This is a genomic window from Shouchella miscanthi, assembly GCF_007725405.1.
In the GTDB taxonomy this organism is placed as follows: domain Bacteria; phylum Bacillota; class Bacilli; order Bacillales; family Bacillaceae_D; genus Shouchella; species Shouchella hunanensis.
The window spans coordinates 465,715-491,009 of sequence record NZ_CP042163.1; the positions used below are offsets into that span (position 1 = coordinate 465,715).

Annotated in this window: 32 protein-coding genes; 22 read left to right on the forward strand and 10 right to left on the reverse strand. The window is 40.4% G+C overall.

Going from position 1 to position 25,295, the window contains the following annotated elements; genetic code table 11:
• Window positions 1-32: 32 nt before the first annotated feature.
• Window positions 33-239 (forward strand): copper ion binding protein, encoded by a 207-nt coding sequence (locus tag FPV17_RS02410; RefSeq protein ID WP_144557768.1) that lies wholly within the window; start codon window positions 33-35, stop codon window positions 237-239.
• 332 nt (window positions 240-571) lie between these two features.
• Window positions 572-1,969 (forward strand): L-cystine transporter, encoded by a 1,398-nt coding sequence (locus tag FPV17_RS02415; RefSeq protein ID WP_055737164.1) that lies wholly within the window; start codon window positions 572-574, stop codon window positions 1,967-1,969.
• 18 nt (window positions 1,970-1,987) lie between these two features.
• Here the strand turns inward: FPV17_RS02415 and FPV17_RS02420 are convergent, their stop codons facing one another.
• Both FPV17_RS02420 and FPV17_RS02425 read right to left on the reverse strand, forming a co-directional pair.
• On the reverse strand, window positions 1,988-2,764 hold the full coding sequence (locus FPV17_RS02420) for a YibE/F family protein (protein ID WP_035392857.1): 777 nt from the start codon (window positions 2,762-2,764) through the stop codon (window positions 1,988-1,990).
• Window positions 2,761-3,879: a YibE/F family protein gene (locus FPV17_RS02425; RefSeq protein ID WP_035392856.1), complete on the reverse strand. Its 1,119-nt coding sequence runs from the start codon at window positions 3,877-3,879 to the stop codon at window positions 2,761-2,763. The genes FPV17_RS02420 and FPV17_RS02425 overlap by 4 nt, the downstream gene beginning before the upstream one ends.
• Window positions 3,880-4,205: 326 nt before the next feature.
• Here FPV17_RS02425 and FPV17_RS02430 point away from each other — a divergent pair, with 326 nt between their 5' ends.
• The gene (locus FPV17_RS02430) at window positions 4,206-5,426 is read left to right on the forward strand and encodes an IS110 family RNA-guided transposase (RefSeq protein ID WP_246117084.1); all 1,221 of its coding nucleotides are present in this window, start codon (window positions 4,206-4,208) and stop codon (window positions 5,424-5,426) included.
• A 403-nt stretch (window positions 5,427-5,829) separates the two neighbouring features.
• Here the strand turns inward: FPV17_RS02430 and FPV17_RS02435 are convergent, their stop codons facing one another.
• Complete coding sequence (locus FPV17_RS02435) at window positions 5,830-6,363, reverse strand: GNAT family N-acetyltransferase (RefSeq protein WP_144557770.1); 534 nt, start codon at window positions 6,361-6,363, stop codon at window positions 5,830-5,832.
• Between the two features lie 266 nt (window positions 6,364-6,629).
• A complete protein-coding gene (locus FPV17_RS02440) occupies window positions 6,630-6,890 on the reverse strand; it encodes a hypothetical protein (protein WP_035392853.1) in 261 nt (86 codons plus the stop codon).
• 286 nt (window positions 6,891-7,176) lie between these two features.
• On the opposite strand from FPV17_RS02440, the gene FPV17_RS21645 reads away from it, so the two are divergent.
• Both FPV17_RS21645 and FPV17_RS02445 read left to right on the forward strand, forming a co-directional pair.
• Complete coding sequence (locus FPV17_RS21645) at window positions 7,177-7,350, forward strand: hypothetical protein (RefSeq protein WP_186370706.1); 174 nt, start codon at window positions 7,177-7,179, stop codon at window positions 7,348-7,350.
• A gap of 87 nt (window positions 7,351-7,437) precedes the next feature.
• Window positions 7,438-7,641 (forward strand): hypothetical protein, encoded by a 204-nt coding sequence (locus FPV17_RS02445; protein ID WP_144557772.1) that lies wholly within the window; start codon window positions 7,438-7,440, stop codon window positions 7,639-7,641.
• Between the two features lie 55 nt (window positions 7,642-7,696).
• On the opposite strand, the gene FPV17_RS02450 is transcribed toward FPV17_RS02445, so the two are convergent.
• A complete protein-coding gene (locus tag FPV17_RS02450; RefSeq protein ID WP_144560394.1) occupies window positions 7,697-8,296 on the reverse strand; it encodes a nitroreductase family protein in 600 nt (199 codons plus the stop codon).
• 159 nt (window positions 8,297-8,455) lie between these two features.
• Between FPV17_RS02450 and FPV17_RS02455 the strand changes: the two genes are divergently transcribed.
• From FPV17_RS02455 to rbsB, 12 genes are all read left to right on the forward strand, one after another.
• Window positions 8,456-8,890 carry a GNAT family N-acetyltransferase gene (locus FPV17_RS02455; RefSeq protein WP_035392847.1) on the forward strand — a complete coding sequence of 145 codons (435 nt, stop codon included), beginning with the start codon at window positions 8,456-8,458 and terminating at the stop codon, window positions 8,888-8,890.
• Between the two features lie 102 nt (window positions 8,891-8,992).
• A complete protein-coding gene (locus tag FPV17_RS02460; protein WP_144557774.1) occupies window positions 8,993-10,060 on the forward strand; it encodes a tartrate dehydrogenase in 1,068 nt (355 codons plus the stop codon).
• Window positions 10,061-10,258: 198 nt separating this feature from the next.
• Entirely contained in the window at window positions 10,259-10,849 is a 591-nt protein-coding gene (locus tag FPV17_RS02465) for a CPBP family intramembrane glutamic endopeptidase (protein ID WP_144557776.1), read from the forward strand.
• Between the two features lie 245 nt (window positions 10,850-11,094).
• Complete coding sequence (locus FPV17_RS02470; RefSeq protein WP_144557778.1) at window positions 11,095-11,400, forward strand: hypothetical protein; 306 nt, start codon at window positions 11,095-11,097, stop codon at window positions 11,398-11,400.
• 36 nt (window positions 11,401-11,436) lie between these two features.
• The gene (locus tag FPV17_RS21650; protein WP_186370707.1) at window positions 11,437-11,595 is read left to right on the forward strand and encodes a hypothetical protein; all 159 of its coding nucleotides are present in this window, start codon (window positions 11,437-11,439) and stop codon (window positions 11,593-11,595) included.
• Between the two features lie 8 nt (window positions 11,596-11,603).
• Window positions 11,604-12,146, forward strand: a complete 543-nt coding sequence (locus FPV17_RS02475; RefSeq protein WP_144557780.1) for a hypothetical protein — start codon at window positions 11,604-11,606, stop codon at window positions 12,144-12,146.
• A 141-nt stretch (window positions 12,147-12,287) separates the two neighbouring features.
• Window positions 12,288-13,259, forward strand: a complete 972-nt coding sequence (locus tag FPV17_RS02480; protein ID WP_144557782.1) for a LacI family DNA-binding transcriptional regulator — start codon at window positions 12,288-12,290, stop codon at window positions 13,257-13,259.
• Between the two features lie 10 nt (window positions 13,260-13,269).
• Window positions 13,270-14,157 (forward strand): ribokinase, encoded by an 888-nt coding sequence (rbsK, locus tag FPV17_RS02485; protein WP_144557784.1) that lies wholly within the window; start codon window positions 13,270-13,272, stop codon window positions 14,155-14,157.
• Between the two features lies 1 nt (window position 14,158).
• Entirely contained in the window at window positions 14,159-14,545 is a 387-nt protein-coding gene (gene rbsD / locus FPV17_RS02490; protein ID WP_035392841.1) for a D-ribose pyranase, read from the forward strand.
• Window positions 14,546-14,558: 13 nt separating this feature from the next.
• Window positions 14,559-16,058 carry a sugar ABC transporter ATP-binding protein gene (locus FPV17_RS02495; RefSeq protein ID WP_144557786.1) on the forward strand — a complete coding sequence of 500 codons (1,500 nt, stop codon included), beginning with the start codon at window positions 14,559-14,561 and terminating at the stop codon, window positions 16,056-16,058.
• Window positions 16,045-16,989: an ABC transporter permease subunit gene (locus FPV17_RS02500; protein WP_035392840.1), complete on the forward strand. Its 945-nt coding sequence runs from the start codon at window positions 16,045-16,047 to the stop codon at window positions 16,987-16,989. The genes FPV17_RS02495 and FPV17_RS02500 overlap by 14 nt, the downstream gene beginning before the upstream one ends.
• Before the next feature lie 22 nt (window positions 16,990-17,011).
• On the forward strand, window positions 17,012-17,950 hold the full coding sequence (gene rbsB, locus FPV17_RS02505) for a ribose ABC transporter substrate-binding protein RbsB (RefSeq protein WP_035392838.1): 939 nt from the start codon (window positions 17,012-17,014) through the stop codon (window positions 17,948-17,950).
• Between the two features lie 110 nt (window positions 17,951-18,060).
• On the opposite strand, the gene FPV17_RS02510 is transcribed toward rbsB, so the two are convergent.
• The 3 genes from FPV17_RS02510 to FPV17_RS02520 form a co-directional block, all read right to left on the reverse strand.
• Window positions 18,061-19,173 carry a glycerol dehydrogenase gene (locus FPV17_RS02510; RefSeq protein WP_144557788.1) on the reverse strand — a complete coding sequence of 371 codons (1,113 nt, stop codon included), beginning with the start codon at window positions 19,171-19,173 and terminating at the stop codon, window positions 18,061-18,063.
• A 269-nt stretch (window positions 19,174-19,442) separates the two neighbouring features.
• Entirely contained in the window at window positions 19,443-20,084 is a 642-nt protein-coding gene (locus tag FPV17_RS02515) for an SOS response-associated peptidase (protein WP_186370708.1), read from the reverse strand.
• A gap of 100 nt (window positions 20,085-20,184) precedes the next feature.
• Entirely contained in the window at window positions 20,185-21,312 is a 1,128-nt protein-coding gene (locus FPV17_RS02520) for a S8 family peptidase (protein ID WP_035392836.1), read from the reverse strand.
• Between the two features lie 435 nt (window positions 21,313-21,747).
• Between FPV17_RS02520 and FPV17_RS02525 the strand changes: the two genes are divergently transcribed.
• Both FPV17_RS02525 and FPV17_RS02530 read left to right on the forward strand, forming a co-directional pair.
• The gene (locus FPV17_RS02525; RefSeq protein ID WP_035392835.1) at window positions 21,748-22,077 is read left to right on the forward strand and encodes a tRNA-binding protein; all 330 of its coding nucleotides are present in this window, start codon (window positions 21,748-21,750) and stop codon (window positions 22,075-22,077) included.
• 396 nt (window positions 22,078-22,473) lie between these two features.
• The gene (locus FPV17_RS02530; protein ID WP_144557792.1) at window positions 22,474-22,992 is read left to right on the forward strand and encodes a GNAT family N-acetyltransferase; all 519 of its coding nucleotides are present in this window, start codon (window positions 22,474-22,476) and stop codon (window positions 22,990-22,992) included.
• A gap of 69 nt (window positions 22,993-23,061) precedes the next feature.
• On the opposite strand, the gene FPV17_RS21655 is transcribed toward FPV17_RS02530, so the two are convergent.
• Both FPV17_RS21655 and FPV17_RS22330 read right to left on the reverse strand, forming a co-directional pair.
• On the reverse strand, window positions 23,062-23,235 hold the full coding sequence (locus FPV17_RS21655) for a hypothetical protein (protein WP_158331923.1): 174 nt from the start codon (window positions 23,233-23,235) through the stop codon (window positions 23,062-23,064).
• A gap of 13 nt (window positions 23,236-23,248) precedes the next feature.
• Window positions 23,249-23,383, reverse strand: coding sequence for a hypothetical protein (locus FPV17_RS22330; protein WP_274273525.1), 135 nt, complete (start codon window positions 23,381-23,383; stop codon window positions 23,249-23,251).
• Window positions 23,384-23,475: 92 nt separating this feature from the next.
• Here FPV17_RS22330 and FPV17_RS02535 point away from each other — a divergent pair, with 92 nt between their 5' ends.
• The 3 genes from FPV17_RS02535 to FPV17_RS02540 all read left to right on the forward strand — a co-directional run bounded on the left by FPV17_RS02535 (window position 23,476) and on the right by FPV17_RS02540 (window position 25,271).
• Complete coding sequence (locus FPV17_RS02535; protein ID WP_035392834.1) at window positions 23,476-23,904, forward strand: YhjD family protein; 429 nt, start codon at window positions 23,476-23,478, stop codon at window positions 23,902-23,904.
• Entirely contained in the window at window positions 23,897-24,037 is a 141-nt protein-coding gene (locus FPV17_RS21660; protein ID WP_158331922.1) for a hypothetical protein, read from the forward strand. The genes FPV17_RS02535 and FPV17_RS21660 overlap by 8 nt, the downstream gene beginning before the upstream one ends.
• 73 nt (window positions 24,038-24,110) lie before the next feature.
• Complete coding sequence (locus FPV17_RS02540; RefSeq protein ID WP_144557794.1) at window positions 24,111-25,271, forward strand: dicarboxylate/amino acid:cation symporter; 1,161 nt, start codon at window positions 24,111-24,113, stop codon at window positions 25,269-25,271.
• Window positions 25,272-25,295 lie beyond the last annotated feature (24 nt).

Below are 25,295 nucleotides of genomic sequence, written 5' to 3' on the forward strand. Positions count from 1 at the left end.
TAGACCAAAGAAATAGAATGGAGGAACAATAAATGAAAACAATTGAATTAAAGGTAAGTGGCATGTCTTGTGGACATTGCGTCTCAAGCATAGAAACTGGCGTTGGAAACATGAATGGTGTTGACAACGTGACTGTTAAGCTAGACGAAGGACGTGTTACGATTACGTTTGATAGCGATCAAGTCAACAAGGGGATGCTCAAACTAAAGATAGAAGACCTTGGTTACGACATTCAGTAAACGATGGTGAAAAGAAGCGAAAGATCCGAATCACCTTTTGGTTCGGATTTTTTTGCTGTTTGCATATATATCATAAGAGGATTTCATCTGGGAGGTAATGTTTGCTAAGAAGATTGCGCTAATTATACTGAATTGTCCACTCATATGACACTCTCTAACGCTGTTAAATGTGAATAGACACTGTAATTGTGTAACTGGTAAAATGGTACTCGCTACACTTAATAAAAAAATTGATATAAATGAAGAATGTCTAGTTGACTAATCGGATTTAAAGGAATAAAGTAAGTGGTAGAAAAAAAGAAACGTTTTTAATAGTATAGGGAGGGTTATGGATGGATGTTGGTTTAACGATTGCGGTTGTAGCATCAGTTGTAATCGTCGCTGCAATCCTTTTTTGGATGCAACGAAAGCATTTATCGTTTTCAGTACGCGTATTAACCGCTTTAGGAGCAGGTATCGCGCTTGGCTTTATTTTTCAATTTTTCTTTGATCCAGAATCAAACGTTATCGTCAATGCGATGGATTGGATAGGCATTGTTGGAACAGGTTATGTTCGCTTTTTACAAATGATTATGATGCCGCTTATTTTTGTGGCGATTTTATCTGCCTTTACACGGATAAAAGCTGCAAAAGAGGTAGGCAAGATTAGCGGACTTGTGATAGGGATGCTTGTTGTAACGACTATTATTGCAGGTGCAATTGGATTTACGTCTGCTTCCGTGTTTAATCTAAGTGCAGATGATATTCAGGTGGGTTCCGCTGAGCAAGAGCGGGGTCTGTCAATGGAAGAGCGTTATGACACGATGGAAAGCACAACCATTCCTCAGCAAATTGTTCAGCTTATCCCGACAAACCCATTCGCTGATTTAACAGGAGCGCGACCAACGTCAACATTAGGTGTGGTAATCTTTGCAGCATTTTTAGGAGTTGCTTACTTAGGTGTTCGTCGTAAAGAACCGCAAGCGGCTGAGATGTTTGAAAAAATTATTGGTGCAATATTCTCCGTTGTGATGCGTGTTGTGACACTTATTTTACGCTTAACACCATATGGGGTACTCGCCATTATGACCTCTACTGTAGCGCAAAGTGATTTAGGTGCTGTCATGACATTAGGAACGTTTGTTATTGCTTCCTATGTGGCATTAGCCGCTGTTTTCCTTGTGCATTTACTCATTTTATTATTTATGGGATTAAGCCCGGTGCAGTATTTGAAGAAGGCATTTCCAGTGTTGGCGTTTGCGTTTACGTCACGAACAAGCGCAGCTGCTTTACCGATGAATATTCAAACACAAAAGAAATTAGGCGTACCAGAAGGAACGGCGAATTTTGCAGGATCATTTGGTTTATCAATTGGTCAAAACGGTTGTGCTGGCGTTTATCCAGCTATGCTTGCATTTATGATTGCACCGACAGTAGGACAAAACCCGTTTGAACCTGGTTTTATAGCGATGCTACTTGTTGTGATTGCTATTAGTTCATTTGGTGTCGCTGGTGTAGGTGGCGGAGCGACGTTTGCCGCAATTCTTGTACTTGCCGCGATGGATTTACCGATTGCGTTAGCTGGGTTGTTAATTTCAATTGAACCGCTAATTGATATGGGACGTACAGCTGTAAACGTGTCTGGAAGTATGATATCCGGTATTTTCACATCAAAAGTGAAAAAAGATTTGAATGTGGATGATTATAAAGATGATTCTCTTCGCATTGATGTATCTGAAGAAGCAAGTTAATGACGAAGACCGCAACCCTTAAGGATTGCGGTCTTTTTTTCGACTTTCATGAACGAGGTGCAGGGCGCTCAGGATTGCTGTAATTGGAATAATGAGTGCAACCCCAATTCCGGCACAGAAGATCGTGATCAGTTCGTTTGCAAACACTTTTGCGTTTACCATTTCGCCTAGTGTATAGGATAAGTCTTTAAACCAAATTAAGAGTGCGAGCTGTCCGCCAAAAAACGCAAAGAATAAGGTGTTGGCATTCGTTCCTAGAATATCCCGTCCAATTTTCATTCCGAAGAGAAATAGACGTTTTACATTCGCATCTCGATGCTGCTTGTATAATTCTTGCATTGGAGACGTAATGGAGATTGCCGTATCAGCAATAGCGCCAATTGTACTCATCACAATGACGGAAGCGGCAATTTGTGTGAAGTCGAGTCCGATTAAAATGGAAAAGGACCCAAGCTCTTCAATTTCTTCCTCACCAAACCCTTGAATCATTGTATGGTTCGTTACAAAAGAGATAAAGACTAACAGAACCCCAATTGTCAGCATTGTTGAGACAAAGGCTGTAATGGACTTACTGCTCCATTCATTAATAATAAAGAGGGTTGCAGCGGCAATTAAGGTACAAGCAATAAACGTTATCACCAACGGATGCGCCTCGGGGTTTGTCATAAAGACAATTCCACCGAAGAGAATGATAAAATTTAAGAACAAGACGGCAAAAGATCGCGCCCCTTTTTTACCACCAACGGCAATCATGAGGATGAATAGAAGTACTGTTAAAACGGTAAGAACATTCAATGTTTAGCCCTCCTTTTACGGACGAAATAGAGGGACAAATAGAGGCCAACAGGAATGGCTAGAACAATGCCAATCCCCGCCACTAATGCGCGTGCCAATTCTAACGATAAATTAATCGATACGATAAATTCTAGCGGTGAATGGTTTTTAAAATAGAGAAGGATACTTGGAATCGATCCACTTATGTAAGCAAAGAACATAATGTTGATCATTGCTCCCATTACATCTCGTCCCACTTCCAATCCTGAAGCTTTCAATGTGGCTTCATCAATGGCTTCGTTTTCCTCGTACATGCCAAAAATAGAGGCGGACATCGTAATGGATACATCCATCACTGCCCCTAATATACCGATTAACACCCCAGCCATAAAAACAGTGTGATAGGGTCGGGTTAAAAACTGCATCTCTTCAAATCGTAGACCATTGTTATTCAATAGAGTTAGGACAACGTAAGCGAACGTCATTGTAATCGTAGTGACGATGAGCGTTGAAAGAATTGCTGTATACGTTTTTTCATTTGCTCCATTTACAAGTAGTAAGGTTATCACTGTGAAAAGAATAGAGCTGACCGCGCAAATGACCAGCAACCAATCGTTAGATGCTTGTAAATAAACGTCTAGGGCGATTGATAAGATGAGGCCATTCACACCTAATGATAGAGCAGAATAGAGTCCTTGTCGTTTTCCAACTGCCATGAGCACGAATAAAAACAGCCATGCAACAATAACGAGGTAATGGTCGCGCTTCACGTCGGTAATGGAACCCGACAGCTCTTCTTCTTCAAACGAATCAATCCAAATAAAGACATCATCCCCAGGCGCAAATGCTTGGTCATATGCTCCGGAATCAGAATAGTGATTTGCTAGTGTAATAGCTTGACCTTGATGCTCTCCATTTTGAATTTTTGCGGTAATGGCCTGCGAATAAAGCGTATCTTCATTGCCGAATTGATCGATGACATGCTCTTCTTCATAGCTGGTCACATCGGTTATCGTCGCAATAGGTCTTTCATAAAAAGAATAATTATTCAATACAAACAGAATAGAGGAGACTGCTAGAAGAACAAGCACTATCATCCATATAAGTGGTTGTTTCTTGACATTTTTTCGGTTCATGTTAAAGCCCGGCTTTCTTTTTTCAATTCTGTTTACTTTATCAAGTGTACTAGAAAAGGTCAATTTTAAAAAACATACTAAGATTAGTGGGTAAGATCATCGACGGATGAATCTTACCCACTATTTTTCGTTTAGGCGTATAGTGAGAGGTGAAAGAAAGCTCGACCTAAGCCTCAAGGATCTAGAATCCGTATTAAAAACCGAGCTTCTTCACTTTCATTACTGAATCAGGTTTAAGTATGTTGGGGCCATTGAGCTCGTGTAGAGGAAATTAGAATCGGAATGATTAAGTGAAGACCTTTCAATGCTAAATGAAAAGAGGAACAATGATGGAGTTTGTAGTCGCTTTAGATGTATCAATGGGGAAAAGTTACTCGGTCATTTATCAAGACCAAAGATGTTTGTACGAAGAAGAAATTGCTCATAATCAACTAGGATTTCAACAGCTATTCGATCACATTCAGACCCTTCCAGGTAGTGTGACCGTTGTCTTTGAAGCCACAGGGATTTATTCTAAACCAGTGGAGACGTTTTGCCAAAGGAATGCTTTACGTTACTGTATTCTTAATCCGTTAGAGGCTAAAAAACAGCTTGAGCAAGGGACACTCAGAAGCTGGAAAACCGACAAACACGATGCCCACTTATTAGCTCAGTCTCATTCCCTTCACAGAAGAGAGGAAAATCAAACGCAATCCATCATCTATCAACATCTGCGTGACCTCTCGCGTTTTTATCAAGAGATTGAAGAGGAAATTAAACGGATGCGTATGTATCTACACAATGCACTCCAGCTTAGTTTCCCAGAGCTTGAACAATTTTTCTCGAGTCGAATTACACCTTACGCTTTAAGTCTGATTGCGCTCTTTCCTCATCCCGATCTTGTTTTAAGGTCGAGTATCACAAAAATTAAAAATCAGCTCATCAATCATACGTTAAAAAACATTTCACAGAATCGCGCAAAACAGAAAGCAGTCGAGATCATGAGCTACGCTCACTCTTCTTACCCAGCCGTCTCTACAGAGAGTGTTCAAACTCAAAAGGTACGATACTATGCGCGTCAGCTTCTTCATCTTTTAGAAGAAAAAGAACGCGTATCTAAAGAACTGATCGAGGAGGCCAAAAACCTTCCTGAGTTTGATTTATTTCTTAGCGTACCTGGTATTGGAGAAATTAGTGCAGCTCTTGTGATGGGGGAACTTGGTGATCTGTCCCGCTTCTCAAATCACAAAAAAGTGAACGCCTTCGTGGGAATTGATATCCGCAGATATCAATCTGGCAAATATCATGGACAAGACCATATTAATAAACGTGGAAATCCCAAAGGGAGAAAGATTTTATATCTCATCATTCGGAACATGATCCGCCAGCAGAAAGCAGCTCCTAATCATATTGTCGAGTATTATTACAAATTAAAAAAGCAACCTACCCCCAAGAAGGACAAGGTTGCCGTTGTCGCTTGTATGAACAAGCTCATAAAGTGTATGTATTCCATGGCTAGGAATCATACAGAGTACGATTACTCGCACGCGGTCTCAATGGACCAATAACTGTAGTATACCATAGGAACCTTATTTAAAAATAGACAGGGATAAGGTTTATTTCCTATGCCTAGATTTAAAAATAACATCATCAGAATTATTATAAAAACCCTATTGACTAAACGTAGGAAAGAGGCTGGGACATAACTGAAAGTAGTATTTGAAAAGACGAATAGTCTAAAATATGCTGAGTAGCACCGCTACAGGAGAATCCTTCGCTTTCCGGGGACACGGCCTCAGCCTCCTCCGTGGCAAACCACCACTCCAGAGTCTTCAGACACGTGCTGATCCCCCAGGAGTCTTCGGATTCTCCTTCCGCTAATTTTCATATAAAACAAACGACGAACGTTCCTATTTTCAGGAATGTTCGTCATTTTGGTCTGTCTATCTACTTTTGTCCCAGCCTCGTGCTCTAATTGTTGTTCCATTCTTCTCTTAAGATGCCCATGCGAATGGAATCATAGTAGTGGCCATTGAAGTAACGGACGTTACGAATTCGACCTTCCATTTGCATGCCGAGTTTTTCTGCTACACGAATCATCCGTTTATTTCCAGACCAAGTTGTTAAGCCCAGTCGAACATGATCCGTTGTTCGAAAGAGGTGGTTCATCCACAGCTTTAAAGCACGGGTACCTAAACCATGACCCCAATGCGCCCCCTGGTAAAAAATGATTCCCATTTCAAGCCAAATCTTTTGTGCATCTTCATAGTAAAAGCTGACTGTTCCGCAGATCATGTTATTCACTGTGACCACCCAACAATCATCCTGGTTTACCCAGTTTTCACTTTTGTGCATAAAAGCTTCATAAGCAATCGGGCTATGAGGAAAGTATGGAGCATCCCATTGTTTCCATTCTGGATTTGCCTCTTTATAAATCAGTTCCCACAGTGTCGTTAAATCATTTTGCTGAATTGGACGTATGGTTAGCTCTTCATCTGTATACATTCGTTTCCTCTTTTCTTGAGTCAAGTGAAGATAATTGAAAAGAAGGTGCTCTCTTGCTTTTCATTCCCCTTTGTATATGTAGGCTGTTTCATCATACTCATCCCTAACTTCGTAAATCTTGTCATGTCAATGGATGAAAGAAACAACAAAAGAGGGGAGAAGAGAGCTGTCAAGTTTGGAGAGCGGCACGCGTTAAGTGCGATCTGCGATCAATAAGTAAGTAGGATATAAGCTGTCATGCAGCTCTCAAAAAGTGACATAGTACATTATGATATTTTTAATGATTTTGCTAATCGACGGACAGCTTGTAGTTCTTTGTAAGATATTAATACAGAGCGAAAAACACGATTCCGTATTGAAATACTTTGATGGAGTGGCTTTTCTAATTCAGGATAAGACGATGTCACATAATAAATTAAATCGGCGTAAGATAAATCCAGTTCTTTGCATGTTTCGTGTTTTTTTAGCAAATGGTTTTGAATTTTGTTAATCAACATAAACGCAGTTTGATTTTGTCTATGGTTCATCAATAATCCCCCTTTAGTTAAAAAGCATAACAAAAAACAATGACTTCAATCAATACCCGGTCTGGTTACTAGATAAACTGCTTTTTAAAAAAGTACATGTGTAGAAGCATTCAGACGTTGGATCTGACGATGGGTGAGGTGGATACCTAAGCCATTCAGAGCTACTTATATGAAAATGTGTGAATCGAGTTAAGGCAGCCTTCTGCTGTTTCAATTTAAATGGTTCTATGAGATACTTAGTACGTTGACTTAAAAGTGGGCTAATTTTGAGAGGTGTGATCCCTTAATGTACAAAGTAGAACGTACTGTCAATGGGGTAACGGTGACCTTCAAGGACTCAAACAGCCATTTGGATAAAACCTTTAATGATCCTGTTGCCGCGAAATTGTTGGCAAAGAAATTGAACTTAGACTTAATTATCGCAGATAACGACGAATGGCGAGTTGTAAATTATTTATAAATAGATACAGGTGGCTGGCTGTATGAACCTTCAAGTGATTTCACTTGGAGGTTTTATTTTTGTGGTAAGGGCTATAGGTGGTTAGGGTTGGAGGTGTTTGCGGTGTCTGGACATTGGGTAAACTATTTTATTTTGCTTTTACCGTATTTGTTGATAGGTGTACTGATCGGTTATTTTCTAGAAGAACCAACCGTTATTTTACTAATCGTTATGGCTCTGTTTTGGCTCATGCTGTTGGGTTGGATTTGTATTGAAAAGCACAAATCGACTCGGACAAATCAAACAAAATAAAAAAGGATGCAACACGGTTTGTTTGCATCCAATCACTTTGTCACTCATGAAGTGCCTATTTCACTACTTTTACCCTTGCATCGATTGAACCAAAGTCTTTTTCACCTGGTGTATGTGCAGGTTTTCCGAATGGCATCTGTGCGCGTAATTTCCATTCTTTTGGAATAGACCATGTCGAAGCAACCATTTCATCAACGAGTGGATTGTAGTGCTGTAAAGACGCACCTAGTCCTTCGATTTCAAGTCCAGTCCAAATCGCATATTGCAACATACCTGAAGACTGTTCTGACCAAACTGGGAAATTGTCTGCATAGAGTGCAAATGACTCTTGTAGCTGTTCAACGACACTCTGATCTTCAAAGAACAATATTGTTCCATAACCGCCTTTGAACCCATCCATTCTTGCTTGAGTGGATGAGAAGTCCCCATCACCAACAACTTCTTTAAGAATTTCTGTCGTCTTCTCCCAAAAAGCATCATGCTCTTTATCAAAAAGGACAAGTACACGCGCGGATTGGGAATTAAAAGCAGAAGGAACGTATTTTACTGCATGTTTAACGATGTCCTCCACACGTTCTTTTGAAACGATTTCTTCTTTGCCAACGATATGGTACGAGCGGCGATTTTCAAGTGCCTTATAAAAATCCGTCATAATCAATCTCTCCTTTACTCTTTCCATTTAAGGTTAAGCGATTTTGCTGTTTTCTATTCACTACTCTTGTTAGTATATAAAGAAGACCAGAAGGATGTAAGTACGCACATTTTTGTAAGAAAGTATCCAATATGAAACCATGCAAAGAAAGAGGGGCTAGTCATGGAGTTTTTGTCGTTAAAGGGTATACCAAGTAAGCGAATCGTAAAGGATATCTGTGATTTACATCGAGAAGTGTTCAATGAGGATCGTCAGTTGAATGAGCGTATGGCGCATAAGCCAAATTTAGATGTGCAACTCGCTTATGAGGATGAAACGTTAATCGGCTACAAATTGGGTTATGAGCAAAATGCCACCACATTTTACAGCTGGTTAGGTGGCGTAAGGTCAACCTCTCAAGGAAAAGGAGTAGCGCTACAATTAATGAAAAATCAACATACGAAAGCAAAGGAAGCAGGTTACGAAAAGGTCGAAACAAAATCGATGAACCGTTGGCGAAAAATGTTGCTACTTAATATTCGCTTTGGGTTTGATGTGACGGCAGTAGAAGAAAACGAAACAGGTGATTCTAAGATTATCTTGCAGAAAGTTTTATGAGCATTCGTTAATGACATTTTACACAGGAGGCGGCATTCGTTTCGTAACAAAAGGGATAAATTCGTGTAGAAGTAGAGACTAGACAATGTGGGAGGAAACGTGATGAAACAGTTTGATATTGCAAGTATTCCTGGAGATGGTATTGGGATAGAGGTTGTTCCGCAAGCTGAACGTGTTTTGAAAGCGGTTGCTGATGTGCATGGGGGATTAGCATTCCAATTTCAATCGTTTCCGTGGAGCTGTCAGTATTACATAGAACACGGTGTGATGATGCCAGATAATGGATTGGAGCAATTGAAACCATTTGATGCCATTTTTTTAGGAGCGGTTGGTGATCCAAACCTTGTCCCCGATCACATTTCACTATGGGGCCTTCTTATTAAAATTCGCCGTGAATTTGAACAAGTGATTAATATGAGGCCAGCAAAACGACTTGATGGTATTCAATCGCCATTACAGAACCCTAAAGACTTTGATCTTGTTGTTATTCGTGAAAACAGTGAAGGTGAATATAGCACGGTTGGCGGTCGTATTCATAGCAAAGAAGATGAAGTAGCCATTCAAAATGCTGTATTTACACGAAAAGGCACGGAACGAGTGATGCGTTATGCGTTTGAGGTTGCAGCAAAACGAAAACGATTTGTGACGAGTGCAACAAAATCAAATGGGATTGTTCACTCTATGCCTTTTTGGGACCAAGTATTTAAAGAAGTAAGTGCAGACTACCCTGCTATAAGAACCGAATCGCAGCATATTGACGCATTAGCTGCGTTCTTCGTTACAAGACCGGCTGACTTTGATGTCATTGTGGCTTCTAATCTTTTCGGAGACATTCTAACAGATATCGGTGCTGCCATTATGGGGAGCATTGGTATTGCACCAGCTGCAAATATCAATGTGAATGGAAACTATCCATCAATGTTTGAACCGGTTCATGGTTCCGCCCCAGATATAGTTGGGAAAGGATTGGCTAATCCAATCGGCCAAATTTGGACAGCGAAAATGATGCTGGACCATTTTGGAGAAGAGGAACTTGGAACGTTTTTATTAGATGCGATTGAACGCGTCACAAGGAAAGGCACCATCACCAAGGATCTTGGCGGTATCCATTCAACAGAAGAGGTAACAGATGCAATCATAAGTGAATTGCATACCGCTCGTTCTGTATAGAGAGGTGTAGGTACTAACTTTATTTTAAGGGGAAATGGGTATACCTTCTTTAGAATTTCTGTTAAAAGGGGAAAGGCGAATAGCTGAGTAAACAGGACAAGCGGCCCTGAAAAAAAGGTTGGTTTTTACAGGGCAGTTTTTTCTGTTGAAATCAAGTACAATGGTGAAAATAGTACGTGTCAAAAAAGGAGAGAGTTTTTGTTGACCTATGAAGAAAAACAACTCCAATGGGCAATTTGGCAAGGATTTTTTTTGTTAATTCTAATTGGACTTGGTTTCGTTCTTGTTTTTCGTTTTGGAGAGATGATACCTTTTCTCCAGTCTCTTTTTATTAGTGAAAAGTATTCTCTAGCACTTCAATTACCCGCTGGTGTAGCCATTGGTCTTTTAGTTGGGTTTGTAACCCTTTCTCTATTAAAATGGACGAACACAACATTGCCAGAAAATGAGTTAGCAGATTTATTGCGCACAATCCTTTCAAAGCCAGTCGGGTTTGTACCGGTTGTAATCGGCGCGCCTCTTGTGGAAGAATTTTTGTTTCGTGGTGTATTTATTGGGCTCTTTCTGGACGTAGTTCCGACGTGGATTCTGTTACTTGTTAATGCTCTTTTATTCATGCTCGTACATGTCCCTCAATACAAAGGCATGCCAATTCTTCATGGCATCATTTTCTTCGTCGGCTTGTTACTTGCGTATTTGTTTATCGTAACAGGGGCGCTCATCGTTCCCATTCTCGTACACGCTGTTTACAATTTAGTTGTTGGAATAGCTATGCGAAGAATGGCATAACGTTCAGAGGGGAGTGTTTCTTATCTAGCCCTCTTTGATTCCTGTTAAACTGAAATGATAAAGGACTCAATCCATAAGCTCCTCTCTCAGTGGCTTCCTTAAAGAGCCAATAACCCAATTCGTGTTCTTACTTCAGTCTTCTTTTAATCCACCCAATACAGAATAAGATAGGTAAGGGGATCAATTAAAATAGAGGATTGAGTGTAAGGAAACATGGGTAGCAAAAAAGGGAGAGGGTGTTCAAAATGGATGTGTTTATGAATGTTGGTATGCTGCTTCCGTTTGGAATAGCTATTCTAGGTTGGATTTTAGTCGTGCTTTTTCGACGTCAACCAACGAAAATCGTTTGGATTGGCATAAGTAAGCTTGTTGTTGCTTTTCTACTATTTGTGTTGTTTATTCTAGGTGAAGAATCACAAACAACTGAAACGGGACTTGGTATGACCGGCGCTCGTTTTTTAATCGTTCTTTTACCGAGTGCAATTATGACACTTATGTTTGCTTTTACTCAGCAATATAAAGTCAAGCGATCAGAGGATAATGGAAGGTAATTTAACGGAAATAAGTAAGGGAGAGGAGTAAGGAGAATGTTGGATGAAGATGAGATAGAAATTGTTGAACGAGAATTGACTTTTCTTGAACGTCTGAAAAAAGAAAGATGCCAACCTTCTTGTATGTTCATTCCTACAATTAATGAAGAGATAAAGGAAGTAAGGCGTGCAGTGATTTCGTCGAAAAGGAGGTAATATACTAGATGAATCAGCATCAAAGAGACGTGCTTGTCAAACTAGTGAACGCATTCCATTCAAAAGGCGTCTCATTTGGAATTGGTGGCTCTACACTTCTATTTCATCACTCTATCGTTAAAGAAACAAATGATATTGATCTTTTTATTGATTTGGCAGATGAAAAAAGCGTTCAAGAGGTGATGACTCAATTAGGTGATGAAAAAAAAGCCAGTTATAAAAAACCATTCCAAACGGAAGTCTTCAAACGCTTCACAATAGCAGGTGTTTCAATTGATATCATGGGTGGTTTTGCAATTGAACATGAACAAGGAGTGTATCGTTTCTCGTTTGATTCGTCGGCAGTCACATTAGAAAAAGGACATACTCCCTATATGCAGCTTGAAGACTGGTACGTTTTTTATTTGTTGATGCCAAATCGTGAACAGAAGGTGTTGATGGTAGAAGCTCATTTTCGCACTGAAGGAGTGGAGAAAGTGGACAGGCTTCAACGTGCCCTGATGCAGCCGCTTCCAATTGAAGTGAAGCAAAGGATAATGGGGTGGCTATGAATAGCGGCGTTTTTCTTCGAGAAAGAAGAGAACGCTTTTTTTAGTGGAAAATCACATAACCATTACATAATTTAGAAATTGACAAATCATTTAGTCTAGGAATATACTATCTGTAACCGGTTACACATTAAGGGGTAAAACATGACAACGATTAAAGATGTAGCAAAATATGCGAACGTTTCTGTAGCTACAGTATCGCGTGTATTAAACAATAAAGGTTATGTGAGTAAGGAAGCTGAAACAGCAGTACAGAAGGCGATAACAGATCTTAATTATCGGCCAAGTGCAGTTGCTCGCTCTCTTTACGATAAGAAATCAAGAATGATTGGTTTATTGATTCCTGATATCGCCAATCCATTCTTTCCTGAGATCGCCCGTGGAATTGAAGATGTTGCATTAAAGGCTGGTTACACTGTCGTACTATGCAATACAGATAATCAAGTAAAAAAAGAAGCACATTACTTAAATACATTAGAACAGAAGTATGTAGATGGTATCATCGTTGCAACGGGTGTTGGGGGCTACGAGCACTACAAAGCATTAAATGTACCCATCGTTGCGTTAGACCGTTTCATTAGTGAACATGTACCAACTGTAACCGTGGAAAACAAACAAGGTGCAAAGCTTGCAACAGAATATTTAATTCAAAAAGGTTGTATGCATATTGCGCATCTTCGGGGCCAGACTGGTTTAGTGACTGCTGATGAACGATACCAAGGGTTTAAAGAGACGGTTGAGCAGTTTGGAAAGCGACATACCGTTCTTGAAACAGGCTTTAATAGTTATAGAGCAGAAGAGATGGTTCGAGTATTACTAGAGCAGCATCCAGAGGTTGATGGAATTTTTGCAGCGAGTGATGTGGCTGCTGCAGGGGCGATGAAGGCGGCTCATACAATGAAGCGAATGGTGCCAGATGACTTGCAAATCATTGGGTTCGATGGCATTTCCTTTGGTGAAATGTTGAGCCCGTCGTTAACTACAGTAAAACAGCCAATTTATCAAATAGGTGAAAAGGCCATCTCGTTATTAATCGATCAAATTGAAAACAGGCCAATAAAAACATTTCAGTATGTGTTTCCGCCAATTATGCACATACGTGGAACAACAAAGTGAGGAATTCAATATGCGTAAGCCAAAGGTAACCGTCATTGGAAGTATCAATATGGATATGGTCACGACTACTTCTAAAGTGCCAAACCAAGGAGAAACCATCTTAGGAGATGCATTTCAAACAGCATTTGGTGGGAAAGGAGCCAATCAAGCCGTTGCAGCGGCACGTTTAGGTGCAGATGTAGCGATGATCGGTCGAGTAGGTGACGATCCCTTTGGTCAGCTTCTGTTAAATGGTCTTGAACAAGAAGGAATCTGTATAGACAGTGTGGAACCGGTTACAGGTGAAAGCTCAGGTGTAGCGACCATCTTACTTTCTGAAGGTGACAATCGAATTATTGTCACACCCGGAGCCAATCGGTGCGTTGATTCCGCTTATATCGAATCATTTCGGGAACTCATTGTACAAAGTGATGTGGTAGTCATTCAGCTAGAAATTCCACTTCAAGCTGTCGACTATGCCGTGACAATCTGTAGTGAGGAAGGGGTGCCAGTTATTCTTAATCCAGCACCTGCTCAAACACTCTCAGTAGAAACATATAGGCGAGCGACTTATCTAACACCAAATGAGAGTGAATACAATGAACTTTTCACTACTTTTTATGAGGAGTTGGAAGAAAAACTTATAGTCACACAAGGCGCAAATGGTGTGCAATGGTCTGAGGATGGTGAACGAAAGCGAATAGCAGGTCACACAGCATCTGTAGTGGATACGACAGGTGCTGGAGATACATTTAACGGGGCATTGGCCGTTGCCCTTGCTCGTAAGGAATCTCTAGAAGAGGCGATCACGTTTGCGAATGCTGCGGCTGCCTTGTCAGTTCAAGCTTTTGGTGCCCAAACAGGCATGCCAAAAGAAGAACAAGTAAAGGCATTCTTAAACAACACTGGAGGGATTTAGAATGAAAAAGACAGGTATTTTAAACCGAGATATAGCGCGTATTCTTGCGACCCTCGGTCACACCGATCACATTGTTATTGCTGATTGTGGGTTGCCAATTCCTTCTGGAGTAGAGTGCATTGATTTATCGTTACGAAAAGGATTTCCTTCTTTTACTGACGTGTTAGAGGAAGTACTTGAAGATATGGAAGTAGAGGCTATGATAGCAGCTGAGGAAGTGAAAGACCAAAATCATATCTATACAGCCATTGAAAGCAAGGGTATTCCTACTTATTACTTACCCCATCAAGACTTAAAAATTGAAACAGCAAAAGCGAAAGCTGTCATTCGAACGGGTGAAGTAACGCCTTTTGCTAACGTTATCTTGCGCGCGGGCGTCTTATTCTAAGGGGGACAAGCCTTTGATTGTTGAAATGAACAGGATCAGCAAAGCATTTAGTGGAAATCAAGTGTTAAACGATGTTTCTTTCACGCTCGAAAAAGGTGAGATTCATGCACTAATGGGTGAAAACGGTGCTGGGAAATCTACGTTGATGAAAATTTTAACGGGCATTTACCCAAGGGACAGCGGGGACATCACGGTAAAAGGAAAAGACGTTTTCTATACTCATCCTAAGGACGCTGAAGATGATGGCATTACAGTTATTCACCAAGAATTAAATATTTTGCCTGAATTAACGGTGGCGGAAAATTTATTTTTAGGTAATGAACAAACGGTCTGGAAAACAGGCTGGCTAAAAACGAAAGAGATGAATCGTCTAGCGGAGCAACAATTGGCTGATTTAGGGTTACATGTAAAGGCGACGGAGCGTGCAGGCAATCTGTCAGTCGGCAAGCAACAAATTATCGAGATTGCAAAAGCGCTCATGACGGAAGCAGATGTCATTATTATGGATGAACCAACAGCAGCGTTAACAGATCGAGAAATTGATACGTTATTTGAGGTCGTTCGAGGCTTACAGAAAAAAGGTGTAACGTTTGTTTATATTTCGCACCGAATGGAAGAAATCTTTTCCCTCTGTCAGCGTATTACGGTTTTAAGAGATGGAAACTATGTTGCAACAAAAGTGATCAAAGAAACCGATTTTGATGAGATTGTTCGTTTAATGGTGGGACGAGAGCTCGGTGGACGTTTTCCTGACTATGATTTACAGCCTGGAGAAGTGAAGCTAGCAGTAAAGGAGATCTCTCGTGAAGGCGAATTTGAGAACATTACATTTGAAGTGCGAGCTGGAGAAATTTTTGGCATAGCAGGTTTAATGGGTGCTGGTCGTTCAGAGGTTGTTGAGAGTCTTTTTGGCTATCGAGGGATAGACAGCGGATCAATGGAATTAGATGGTAGCCCCGTTTCATTTAGAAAGCCTATTGATGCGATTGAGAAAGGAATTGGTTTCGTGTCTGAAGACCGCAAATCAAAAGGGCTAATCGTTGATTTTTCTATACGTGATAACATTAGTTTGACAAATTTGAATGCGGTTTCAACGTCGGGTATTATGCAACGAACGAAGGAACAACAACTTTACGAGTCATTGGTTACGAAGCTTGGTGTACGTACATCAGGACCTCATCAGCAGGCGAAATCACTAAGCGGAGGCAATCAGCAGAAAGTGGTAATCGCTAAGTGGCTAGGGATTAAACCGAAAGTGCTTATTTTAGACGAACCAACTCGAGGTGTTGATGTTGGGGCAAAAAAAGAAATTTACACCATTATGAATGAGTTAGCAAAACAAGGTGTCGCAATCATTATGGTGTCTTCTGAATTGCCAGAAGTGATTGGCTTAAGTAGTCGTGTTGGCGTGATGTTTGAAGGAAAGATGCTAACCATTTTAAACCGAGACCAATTATCAGAAGAAGCCATTATGCATGAAGCCACTGGAGGAGAGAAACATGTTCGACAATAAAAAAGCAAAAGCCCTCGCGGCAACATTAGGACCGTTTATTGGTTTGTTTTTAATCATTCTCGTTATTAGTATTTTGAATCCGAGTTTTCTATCTACAGCGAATCTCTTAAACGTTTTACGCCAAGTTTCCATAAATGCTTTGATTGCGTTTGGTATGACTTTTGTTATTTTAACAGGTGGAATTGATTTATCTGTAGGTGCAATTCTTGCTTTTTCAGGAGCGGTAACGGCAACTATGCTCGCTTCAGGTGTCGACCCGGTTCTAGCCATTCTGGTAGGGTTACTAGTAGGTGCAGTTCTTGGTGCCATTAACGGGATTATTATTGCTAAGGGAAAAGTGGCTCCTTTTATTGCGACACTTGCCACAATGACCATTTATCGTGGCGCTACACTCATGTTTACAGATGGACGTCCCGTGTCTGGTCTTGGAGATTCAACTCTGTTTCAAATGATCGGTGGTGGCTACTTTTTTGGCATTCCGATGCCTGCCATTACCATGCTCATTAGTTTCGTTATCCTGTATCTTATTCTTAAGAAAACAACGTTCGGTCGCAGAGTCTATGCGGTAGGTGGAAATGAAGAGGCTTCCATTTTATCAGGAATAAAAGTTGATCGAATAAAAATATATGTGTACTCGTTAACCGGTTTTTTGGCAGCGGTTGCAGGGGTGATACTAACATCCCGGTTAAATTCTGCACAGCCTACAGCAGGTACGATGTATGAACTTGATGCTATTGCCGCTGTTGTCTTAGGTGGTACGAGCTTGACCGGAGGAAGAGGTTGGATTGTTGGTACACTGATTGGTGCGCTCATTATTGGCGTATTAAATAATGGGCTGAATTTACTTGGTGTCAGTTCGTTTTTCCAGCAAGTTGTAAAAGGAAGTGTCATTTTACTTGCAGTCTTACTAGACCGCAGAAAAACAGCTTAATTAAACTAAGGGAGAGATTGGGATGAAAAAAGTAAGTCTAACAGTGGCAACAATGGGTTTAGCAGCATTTCTTGGAGCATGTTCAATGGATTCACCGGGGTCAGATGATGCAAATAACAGCAATGGTTCTGGAAACGGAGAAGAGAGTGGCGAATTCACTGTCGGCCTATCTATTTCAACTTTAAACAATCCGTTCTTTGTTACACTAGAGGACGGAGCAATTGAGAAAGCAGATGAATTAGGAATTCAAATTGAAACAGTTGATGCACAAGACGATAGTTCAAAACAAGTGAATGATGTAGAAGATCTCATTCAGCGTGGTGTCGATTTAATTCTCATTAACCCAACTGATTCCTCCGCAGTAGCAGCGGCTATTCAATCAGCAAATAATGCTGGGATTCCAGTGATCACCGTTGACCGAGCTGCTGAAGGTGGAGAAGTTGTGACCCACATTGCTTCTGATAACATAGCTGGTGGGGAAATGGCTGGTGACTATTTACTCGAGCTTGTAGGAGAAGGAGCACAAGTTGCTGAATTAGAAGGAATTCCAGGTGCCTCTGCTGCTCGAGAACGAGGAGAAGGTTTCCATAACATTGCAGAAGAATCACTTGATGTCGTAACAAGCCAACCAGCCAACTTTGATCGGGCAGAGGGGTTGACGGTAATGGAAAATATTCTTCAAAGCAACCCGGATATTGTCGGTGTATTTGCTCATAATGATGAAATGGCTTTAGGCGCATTAGAAGCGATTTCAGCAGCTGGTCGAGATGATATTGTTGTTGTTGGATTTGATGCAACAGATGATGCAGTTGCCTCTGTTGAAACCGGTGGACTTGCAGGTACTATTGCTCAGCAACCTATTCTAATTGGTGAAGAAGCTGTACAAGCGGCGTACTCTGTATTAAATGAGGAAGAGATTGACGATTTTATTCCCGTAGAGCTTGAGTTAATACGTCAATAAAAAGGATGTACACCCCCTCTTAACGAAGGGGTGTTTTTTTATGAAAGTAGAGCATAGAAAAACGCTACAATCAGTAGCCTAGCATGAGGCAACTGACGTAGCGCGTTGAGTTATTTATGGCTTTCACGATATGCAATGGAATACTGATCGGCAGCGATCATGGCATCAACAACATCATCCACGCTAGGAACACTTGGCATGTTGTGGCTGCTTTCCCCTTCTTGAAGAGCGGTTTCAGCAACTTTCTTTAAATCCTCGCGATCAATGTCTTCAATGTGAAGGTCTTTAAATGTCGTAGGCAATTCTAGTTGTTGAAGAAGGGAGATATAACGATTCACTTCTTCTTTGTCACGTGCTTCATAAGCGAGCTGGGTTAAAATACCAAAAGCAACCTTTTCCCCATGGCTCTTTTTATGAATGTCCCCATCTAAGACAGTAAAGCCATTGTGAACGGCGTGGGCAAGGGCTAGGCCGGCACTTTCAAAGCCAAGTCCACTTAGCAACGTATTAGCTTCCACAATTTGCTCAAGGGCATACGAAACAACTTGACGTTTATTTGATTCATAAGCGAGTAAACCATATTCAAATAAGGTTTGCTCGCACTTTTCAGCAATCGCTTTACCAGCAATCGTTGCTTGTCCGCCTGCCATCGTTGTACCTCGTGCTTCTAAGCTAGCTCGTGCTTCTACCCAAGTAGCTAGGGCATCTGCAATACCTGCAGCAAGAAAATGGGGTGGTGCAGCTGCAATGATCGCCGTGTCGAGCAATACAAGATCTGGATTTTTGTTATAGAAACGATAACGCTCGAAAACACCTTCATCTGAATAAATAACAGATAAAGCACTTGTTGGCGCGTCAGTAGAAGCCGTTGTTGGAATCACTGCACAGGCAGCGCCTTCTAACGAATCTCGAACACCTTTTGCTGTATCAAGGGTTTTTCCACCACCGACTCCAACAATAATATCAATGTTATTGCTACTTGCTTCTTTGCTAATTCGTTCAATTTCTTTGGCAGAGGCTTCACCCTCGAACGTAATTTCCATTACGTCTAGATCATGCTCTTTGAGGCTTCCTGCAACTCGATTCCCTGCAATGTCCCATACGTTTTTATCAGCAATGACCATTGCTTTTTTTCCAAGTTGAGAAATATATTCTCCTGCTTTATCTAATGTATGACGACCTTGAACATACTTACTAGGACTGATAAATATTTTTTCACTCATTGTTCTCTCACTCCTCTAATACAACCTTTAATGCTAAGATTCCCCGAAAATCAGAGAAGTAAACAAGGAAAATAGTCAGGTACTTATATGTTTAATTCGATAAAGAACGGATATGGTGACTATTTGAGTCAACTAGTGTTGCGCAGTTGGTTATGAAGTAGGTAAAAAAACGCATGTGGTGCCGAGACCATTTTAATCGGAGGAAATGGAAGAAAGATACAAGTTAGGTTGAAGCAAAAAAAAAGCTTCTTCTCAAAAAAACTGTTTAGTTAGATCGTCGAAAATAAATCGGTCTCGTTGCTGTTATGATGATTGATTTTCTGTAAAATGAATGAGTTTTTCTCTATTGGTTTTAGGAGGCTCATTAGCTGTTGCTGGTTGGTAATGCTAGAATCAAGCCATGCTTGTCGGTTCCCTTCTGTTAATAATACTGGCGCGCGATTGAGTGTCAAACCACTTGTACTTGAAGTAATAATGGTGCAAGAGTAAATTGTTTGATTGGTTTCTAGGTTTTTCCACGTATCCCATAGTCCAGCAAAAGCCATGATTTCTTGATGAAGAAGTTCAATCTTGTAAGGGTGCTTTGTGCCATTCTTGGTTTGTCGCCATTTATAAAAGCAACTAGCGGGAATAATGCAACGATTTTTTTGGAGTAGAAATTTAAAACTCCTTTTTGTTTCAATGGTTTCAGCCCGTGCATAAGCCATCTTGTTGCCCACACCTTCGTGTCTTGCCCAATAGGGGATAAGGCCCCAACGCATAAGGGATGCCTTGAGTTCTTTATTGTCCGAAATGGTCAAGACCGTTTGGGAAGGGGAATAAATTGAGTGTTTGCTAATGGAAGGAAAGGATACTTCAAATTCGGTTTCTAACTCCTTAATGGAATGAAAAAGAGCAAAATGGTTATACATGAATTCACCTCTACAACATAGTGCTCTTAGTTTTTCCACGTAAGCTTCTTTTAAACAAAAAAACGCGTAGGAATAGGTATTCCTACGCGCATACAAGCTTCTATTGAACGGCATTTTCGGCATTCAATAAGCCACTACCGAAGCGGAACGAATCGCCAAGATCATTGGCTGTATCGTTTAAATGGCTTCGTATTTGTTCGTTTGTCCAGCCTGGATTTTTTTGTTTAACGAGTGCTGCTGCACCTGCAACATGTGGAGCAGCCATAGATGTGCCGCTTAAGCTGTCATAACCTCCACCTGGGTACGTGCTTTCTACACCAACACCAGGAGCGACTAAGTCAAGACCCTCGCCATACTGTGAGAAGCTAGCCAGGCTATCGGATTGGTCGGTAGCGCCAACAGCCATTGCATTATCATAACGAGCTGGATAACCTAATGAGCTTGTTCCAGAATTCCCTGCTGCTGCTACTACAAGCACACCACTATCTGTGGCGTCATTAACCGCTTGTTCTAGCGTCTGACTAGGAGAGGGACTGCCTAAACTTAAATTAGCCACATCAATGTTGTTTTCAGCTGTCCACTCTAAACCTTGCGCAATCGAACTAATTGATCCTGATCCAGATGCACTTAAAACTTTTACTGCAAAGAGATCAACCTCTGGAGCAACGCCTAAAACGCCTTCATCATTATCTAACGCTGCAATCGTTCCTGCTACATGAGTACCGTGTCCATTTCCATCATCTGCTCCACTTTCGCCTGGTACAAAACTAACCCCCCCTTGTACATTTAAGTCAGAATGTGGATCAATCCCTGTATCAAGGACCGCGACACTTACACCGCTACCTGTGAATCCTGATGCGTGTGCTGCTGGCGTGCCAATTCTTTCAATTCCCCATGGAATGCTTTGCGCCATCGTTGTCACTTCCTGATCTTCTTCAATATAGGAAATACTCTCTTCATTTTTGAGTTCAGTCATTTCTTCTTCCGTCATATCTACGGCAAGAACAGGAATATCTTTAAACTCGTACGTTACATCAATAGCATCATCTGCTTGTGTACGAATCTCTTCTTCCAAATTTGTTGTAAATTGCTCAACTTCTTGAGGTTCATCAAAGCCAATTAAATAAGATTTTTTTTCCTCTGCAGCTTCTGAAATGGATGGTGTTCCTATTAAAGCAATGGTTGCGATCGCTGTTCCTGCGATTAAAACGTTTGATCTTTTCTTCATTCGGTAACGCCTCCTGTTCAAAATGGGTTGTCCATTACGATAGCATGCAATTGAACTCCTTTTTATTGGGAAACATGAATAAAAAATAAGTTGTATATTGAATAAAATGACGTGATAATTAAGAAGAATGAACTAAAAAAGCTGTCATATAAGCCTTTTTATATTGGGAAAATGAAAAGAAAATCTTCTCATAATGAGTAAAGATAGGAAGATAAACATACCTCCTTCTTAATCTTTTTAATAACTTTTCTAAATGATGTAATTTATGGAAATGATGTGAGTGAATATCACCATATTTGTTACAAAGATGAAAGGTTTTTTGGCGTACATACGAAATTTTTGTCATCATTGTCATCGTTGTTTAACGGTTGATACACCATTGTCATCTCTGTTGTTGTGATAAAATGACATTTAGTTAGTTGAAGGAGGATCATAATGGCGACAATTGATACATTTAAAGAGCTAGATATTCGTGTGGGTACCATTGTTCAAGCTGAGTTTTTTGCAGAAGCAAGAAAGCCCGCTATTAAATTGAAAGTAGACTTAGGGGATTTAGGAATAAAAGCATCCTCTGCACAACTAACGAAGCGATACAAGGCAGCGGATCTAATTGGGAAGCAAGTATTAGCAGTCGTTAATTTTCCAGCAATGAACATTGCAGGTTTTACATCAGAAATCCTTGTTCTAGGAGCGGTTCCGAATGATGAGGATGTGATCCTCGTTCAACCTGAAGTCACTGTTGAGAACGGAACAAGAGTAGGATAGTGGTTTGTAAATGAAAACTACACACATTCACTTAGGGTTTTGTGGATAACATTGTCCACAAAAAATAATCCTATCCACATTTAACCGCATACATCCACATTTTTATGTGGAAAACCTCAATTTTATCCACAAAATAGAGACTGTTGGTGTGAATAATAATTTAAGTGATATTAAGTGTTTTTTTATTTTGCTTAAATATCATTACAAAAGATGCTTAATCACTTATAATAGAAGAAGAGGGACGCTGTTCCTTTGTCTCAAGCCTGAGAAGAGTGGCTTTCATCAGCACTCTTCGGGTGATTGGGCGTGGTTAATTTGCGACAGTCTGCTTTTTTTAATACTATAAGAGAGAATCGTTCGCTCACGCGTGCGAAATACTTGTGTTGGTCGAGGTACATGGAAATCATGTTAAGATTACTTGAAAATGAGCAATTTGATGAACTGTATCAGCTGTTTCTAGAAAGCTTCCCTGTGGATGAGTTTAGACCGTATGAAGCTCAGCTAGCGCTATTAAATCAGGAAAACTATCGCGTATATATCTTTGAGCAGAAGCAAACCATTGCTGCTTTTTTTGCGATTTGGGAAACAGACGAATTTGTTTTTTTGGAGCATTTTGCAGTGAGAGAGAGTTATCGGAATGGTGGCTTAGGCGGAACGTTGCTACAGGAATTGCTTGGAATGGTTCAGAAGCGAGTCTTCATTGAAGTAGAGCCCCCAGACGATGAATTGAAGCAGAGGCGGGTGGCTTTTTATGAGCGGAATGGGTTTCACTTCAGTTCCTATGGATACATTCAACCAGCTTTAGCGGAGGGACGTCAGCCAATACCGTTAAATGTTATGACTTATCCAGGGAAGATGGGTGAGGATCAATTTTATTTATTTAAAAATTGGATTTTTACAGAGGTATACGAATAGCAAATAGAAGGTGCTTGAAACGATGACCACGATTCTTCTAGAGATGAGTGGTTTTTTTTTATGTATATATTAGTGTGATCCACTTATACGCAACGTCTTGTCATCGCAAGAAATCACTCGCTTTGTCTCTATTAGTTTTGACTGGATGTACAGCTGTTGTTTCGATAATGTTCGTATATCTTTACGTTTTGAATCGACTTCGTATTTTGATATCTCAGTAAAGTGAATGTTCTTTTTATCCATAAGAATCTCTCCTTTAACTATAGATAGGGTTGTCATACTTCTGTCTAATCTTCTTATAAAGTGCTGTCATTGTATCAATCTTATAGGTAATATACAAGAATCCTTCTGACTTTACATGATTTCCAATAAAGATCCGTTGTTTATGCAACGTTCTTTCACCACTCTACGAAAATGGAAACATTATCCTCTAGTATGTAGAATATACGTTCGTATATACTACAAGCAAATGGAGGAATCGTTATGAAAAAACAATCATGTGAAAAAGACCTATTCGATCTAGAGATTGCCAAGGAAACAGAAGATCCAATTGTGCTCACTGTAAGAACTCTTTTATTCACAAAAATGGTGAAAAAAATCCTTCATAAAGAATTATGCCGTCTAGAAGAAAATGAGAACCTCTTTCAACGATCTCCATACTACAGTTGGCTACGACGCATAATGAACCTAATAAGTAAAGATTTGTATGCAATAAAGCGGTATTTAAAAAAAGAAGGCGTTCAAGTCAGTGAGCGACCTGTTGAGGTGACAAGAAGCTACATTAATTGGCTCTTTTGGTATAAAGGAAGAATGTCCTATACTGGTGGAACACCATCTCGATTAAAACAGCGTTTAGAGGAACGTATTTTTCACTATATTCAGCTAGAAAGAGAGAGCAGTAAAGGTGAATAAGGAGTCACGCTGTCCTTTTGATGAAGCTTTAAGTATCCCACTTGAAGCCCTTGATGAAGACCAACTATGGCAAGAGATTTTAATCGTTCAGCGAAAAAAAGACGAACAACCGATTAACAAAAAAAGACAATAGCTTTACACTTGTGTCCATGCTATAATGACAAACATCCTTTGTATAAATACAGAATGATTGAGGGAGAGAGAGAATGAAGTTAATTTTACGTTTGTTAATGGGGATTGCTGGAGGAATTATCATTGGACTTGTTGCAAATGAACGGGTTGCTCGATTCATGGTGACGATCAGTGATATTATTGGCAGCTTTATTTTCTTTATGGTCCCGCTTATTATTATCTTTTTTATTGCTGCTGGAATTGCGAATCTTGGAAAAGGAGGAGGAAAGTTACTTGGTTCAACAATTGGCATTGCCTATTTGTCAACCATTTTAGCTGGAGCCTTTGCTGTATCTGTAGCTATGTATGTATTTCCGCTCATTGGGCTTTCAGGGTCAGAAGCGGCAGCACCGGAAGGATTGCGTGGGTTTATTGAATTTGAAATTGAGCCGATAGCTGGAGTGTTAACGGCTTTAGTTCTTGCATTTGTTTTAGGCGTTGGTATCGCAGCTACTGAAGCTACTTCGTTTAAACGCGTCATTGATGAAGGTCAAAGCATGATTGAAATGATTATTCGAAAAGCCATTATTCCGTTACTTCCATTTTATATTGCGGGTGTTTTAGCCGAGATGGCTTACGAAGGAGCAGTATTTGAAACGCTTGGAGTATTTGGAGTAGTGCTCGCTCTTGCTGTAAGTATGCATCTGATTTGGCTGGTTATTCAATACACAGTTGCTGGAATTGTGAATAAAGAAAATCCATTTCGATTAATGAAAAACATGGTTCCTGCTTATGTGACAGCGCTTGGAACAATGAGTAGTGCAGCGACCATTCCTGTGACCGTTAACGCAGTGAAGAAAAATCGAATCAAAGACTCAATTGCTGACTTTGTAGTGCCGTTATGCGCCAATATTCATCTGTCAGGAAGTACAATCACCATTCTTACAGCTGCCACAGCTGTGATGTATATGATGCCAGGTCTTGAGTTTCCTGGATTTGTTGGAATGATTCCGGTTATTCTGATGCTAGGTATTATTATGATTGCCGCCCCAGGTGTACCAGGTGGAGCGGTAATGGCAGCCGTTGGTATCCTTTCTTCAATGTTAGGGTTTAACGAAGCAGCTATTGCCTTAATGATTGCGCTGTATCTTGCGCAGGATAGTTTTGGTACAGCAACAAATGTGACAGGTGACGGAGCCATTGCGCTCATTATGAACGGAAAAGACCAGAACGATTCTGATAGGGATGTAGCATAGGATTTTGATTTATTCTTTTATTAG

Coding starts and splice junctions, on each gene's coding strand:
- FPV17_RS02410 (WP_144557768.1), top strand. CDS start 33: ATGAAAACAATTGAATTAAAGGTAAGTGGCATGTCTTGTGGACATTGC.
- FPV17_RS02415 (WP_055737164.1), top strand. CDS start 572: ATGGATGTTGGTTTAACGATTGCGGTTGTAGCATCAGTTGTAATCGTC.
- FPV17_RS02425 (WP_035392856.1), bottom strand. CDS start 3,879: ATGAACCGAAAAAATGTCAAGAAACAACCACTTATATGGATGATAGTG.
- FPV17_RS02430 (WP_246117084.1), top strand. CDS start 4,206: ATGATGGAGTTTGTAGTCGCTTTAGATGTATCAATGGGGAAAAGTTAC.
- FPV17_RS02435 (WP_144557770.1), bottom strand. CDS start 6,363: ATGTATACAGATGAAGAGCTAACCATACGTCCAATTCAGCAAAATGAT.
- FPV17_RS02440 (WP_035392853.1), bottom strand. CDS start 6,890: ATGAACCATAGACAAAATCAAACTGCGTTTATGTTGATTAACAAAATT.
- FPV17_RS21645 (WP_186370706.1), top strand. CDS start 7,177: ATGTACAAAGTAGAACGTACTGTCAATGGGGTAACGGTGACCTTCAAG.
- FPV17_RS02455 (WP_035392847.1), top strand. CDS start 8,456: ATGGAGTTTTTGTCGTTAAAGGGTATACCAAGTAAGCGAATCGTAAAG.
- FPV17_RS02460 (WP_144557774.1), top strand. CDS start 8,993: ATGAAACAGTTTGATATTGCAAGTATTCCTGGAGATGGTATTGGGATA.
- FPV17_RS02470 (WP_144557778.1), top strand. CDS start 11,095: ATGGATGTGTTTATGAATGTTGGTATGCTGCTTCCGTTTGGAATAGCT.
- FPV17_RS21650 (WP_186370707.1), top strand. CDS start 11,437: ATGTTGGATGAAGATGAGATAGAAATTGTTGAACGAGAATTGACTTTT.
- FPV17_RS02475 (WP_144557780.1), top strand. CDS start 11,604: ATGAATCAGCATCAAAGAGACGTGCTTGTCAAACTAGTGAACGCATTC.
- FPV17_RS02480 (WP_144557782.1), top strand. CDS start 12,288: ATGACAACGATTAAAGATGTAGCAAAATATGCGAACGTTTCTGTAGCT.
- rbsK (WP_144557784.1), top strand. CDS start 13,270: ATGCGTAAGCCAAAGGTAACCGTCATTGGAAGTATCAATATGGATATG.
- rbsD (WP_035392841.1), top strand. CDS start 14,159: ATGAAAAAGACAGGTATTTTAAACCGAGATATAGCGCGTATTCTTGCG.
- FPV17_RS02500 (WP_035392840.1), top strand. CDS start 16,045: ATGTTCGACAATAAAAAAGCAAAAGCCCTCGCGGCAACATTAGGACCG.
- rbsB (WP_035392838.1), top strand. CDS start 17,012: ATGAAAAAAGTAAGTCTAACAGTGGCAACAATGGGTTTAGCAGCATTT.
- FPV17_RS02510 (WP_144557788.1), bottom strand. CDS start 19,173: ATGAGTGAAAAAATATTTATCAGTCCTAGTAAGTATGTTCAAGGTCGT.
- FPV17_RS02515 (WP_186370708.1), bottom strand. CDS start 20,084: ATGTATAACCATTTTGCTCTTTTTCATTCCATTAAGGAGTTAGAAACC.
- FPV17_RS02520 (WP_035392836.1), bottom strand. CDS start 21,312: ATGAAGAAAAGATCAAACGTTTTAATCGCAGGAACAGCGATCGCAACC.
- FPV17_RS02525 (WP_035392835.1), top strand. CDS start 21,748: ATGGCGACAATTGATACATTTAAAGAGCTAGATATTCGTGTGGGTACC.
- FPV17_RS02530 (WP_144557792.1), top strand. CDS start 22,474: ATGGAAATCATGTTAAGATTACTTGAAAATGAGCAATTTGATGAACTG.
- FPV17_RS21655 (WP_158331923.1), bottom strand. CDS start 23,235: ATGGATAAAAAGAACATTCACTTTACTGAGATATCAAAATACGAAGTC.
- FPV17_RS02535 (WP_035392834.1), top strand. CDS start 23,476: ATGAAAAAACAATCATGTGAAAAAGACCTATTCGATCTAGAGATTGCC.
- FPV17_RS02540 (WP_144557794.1), top strand. CDS start 24,111: ATGAAGTTAATTTTACGTTTGTTAATGGGGATTGCTGGAGGAATTATC.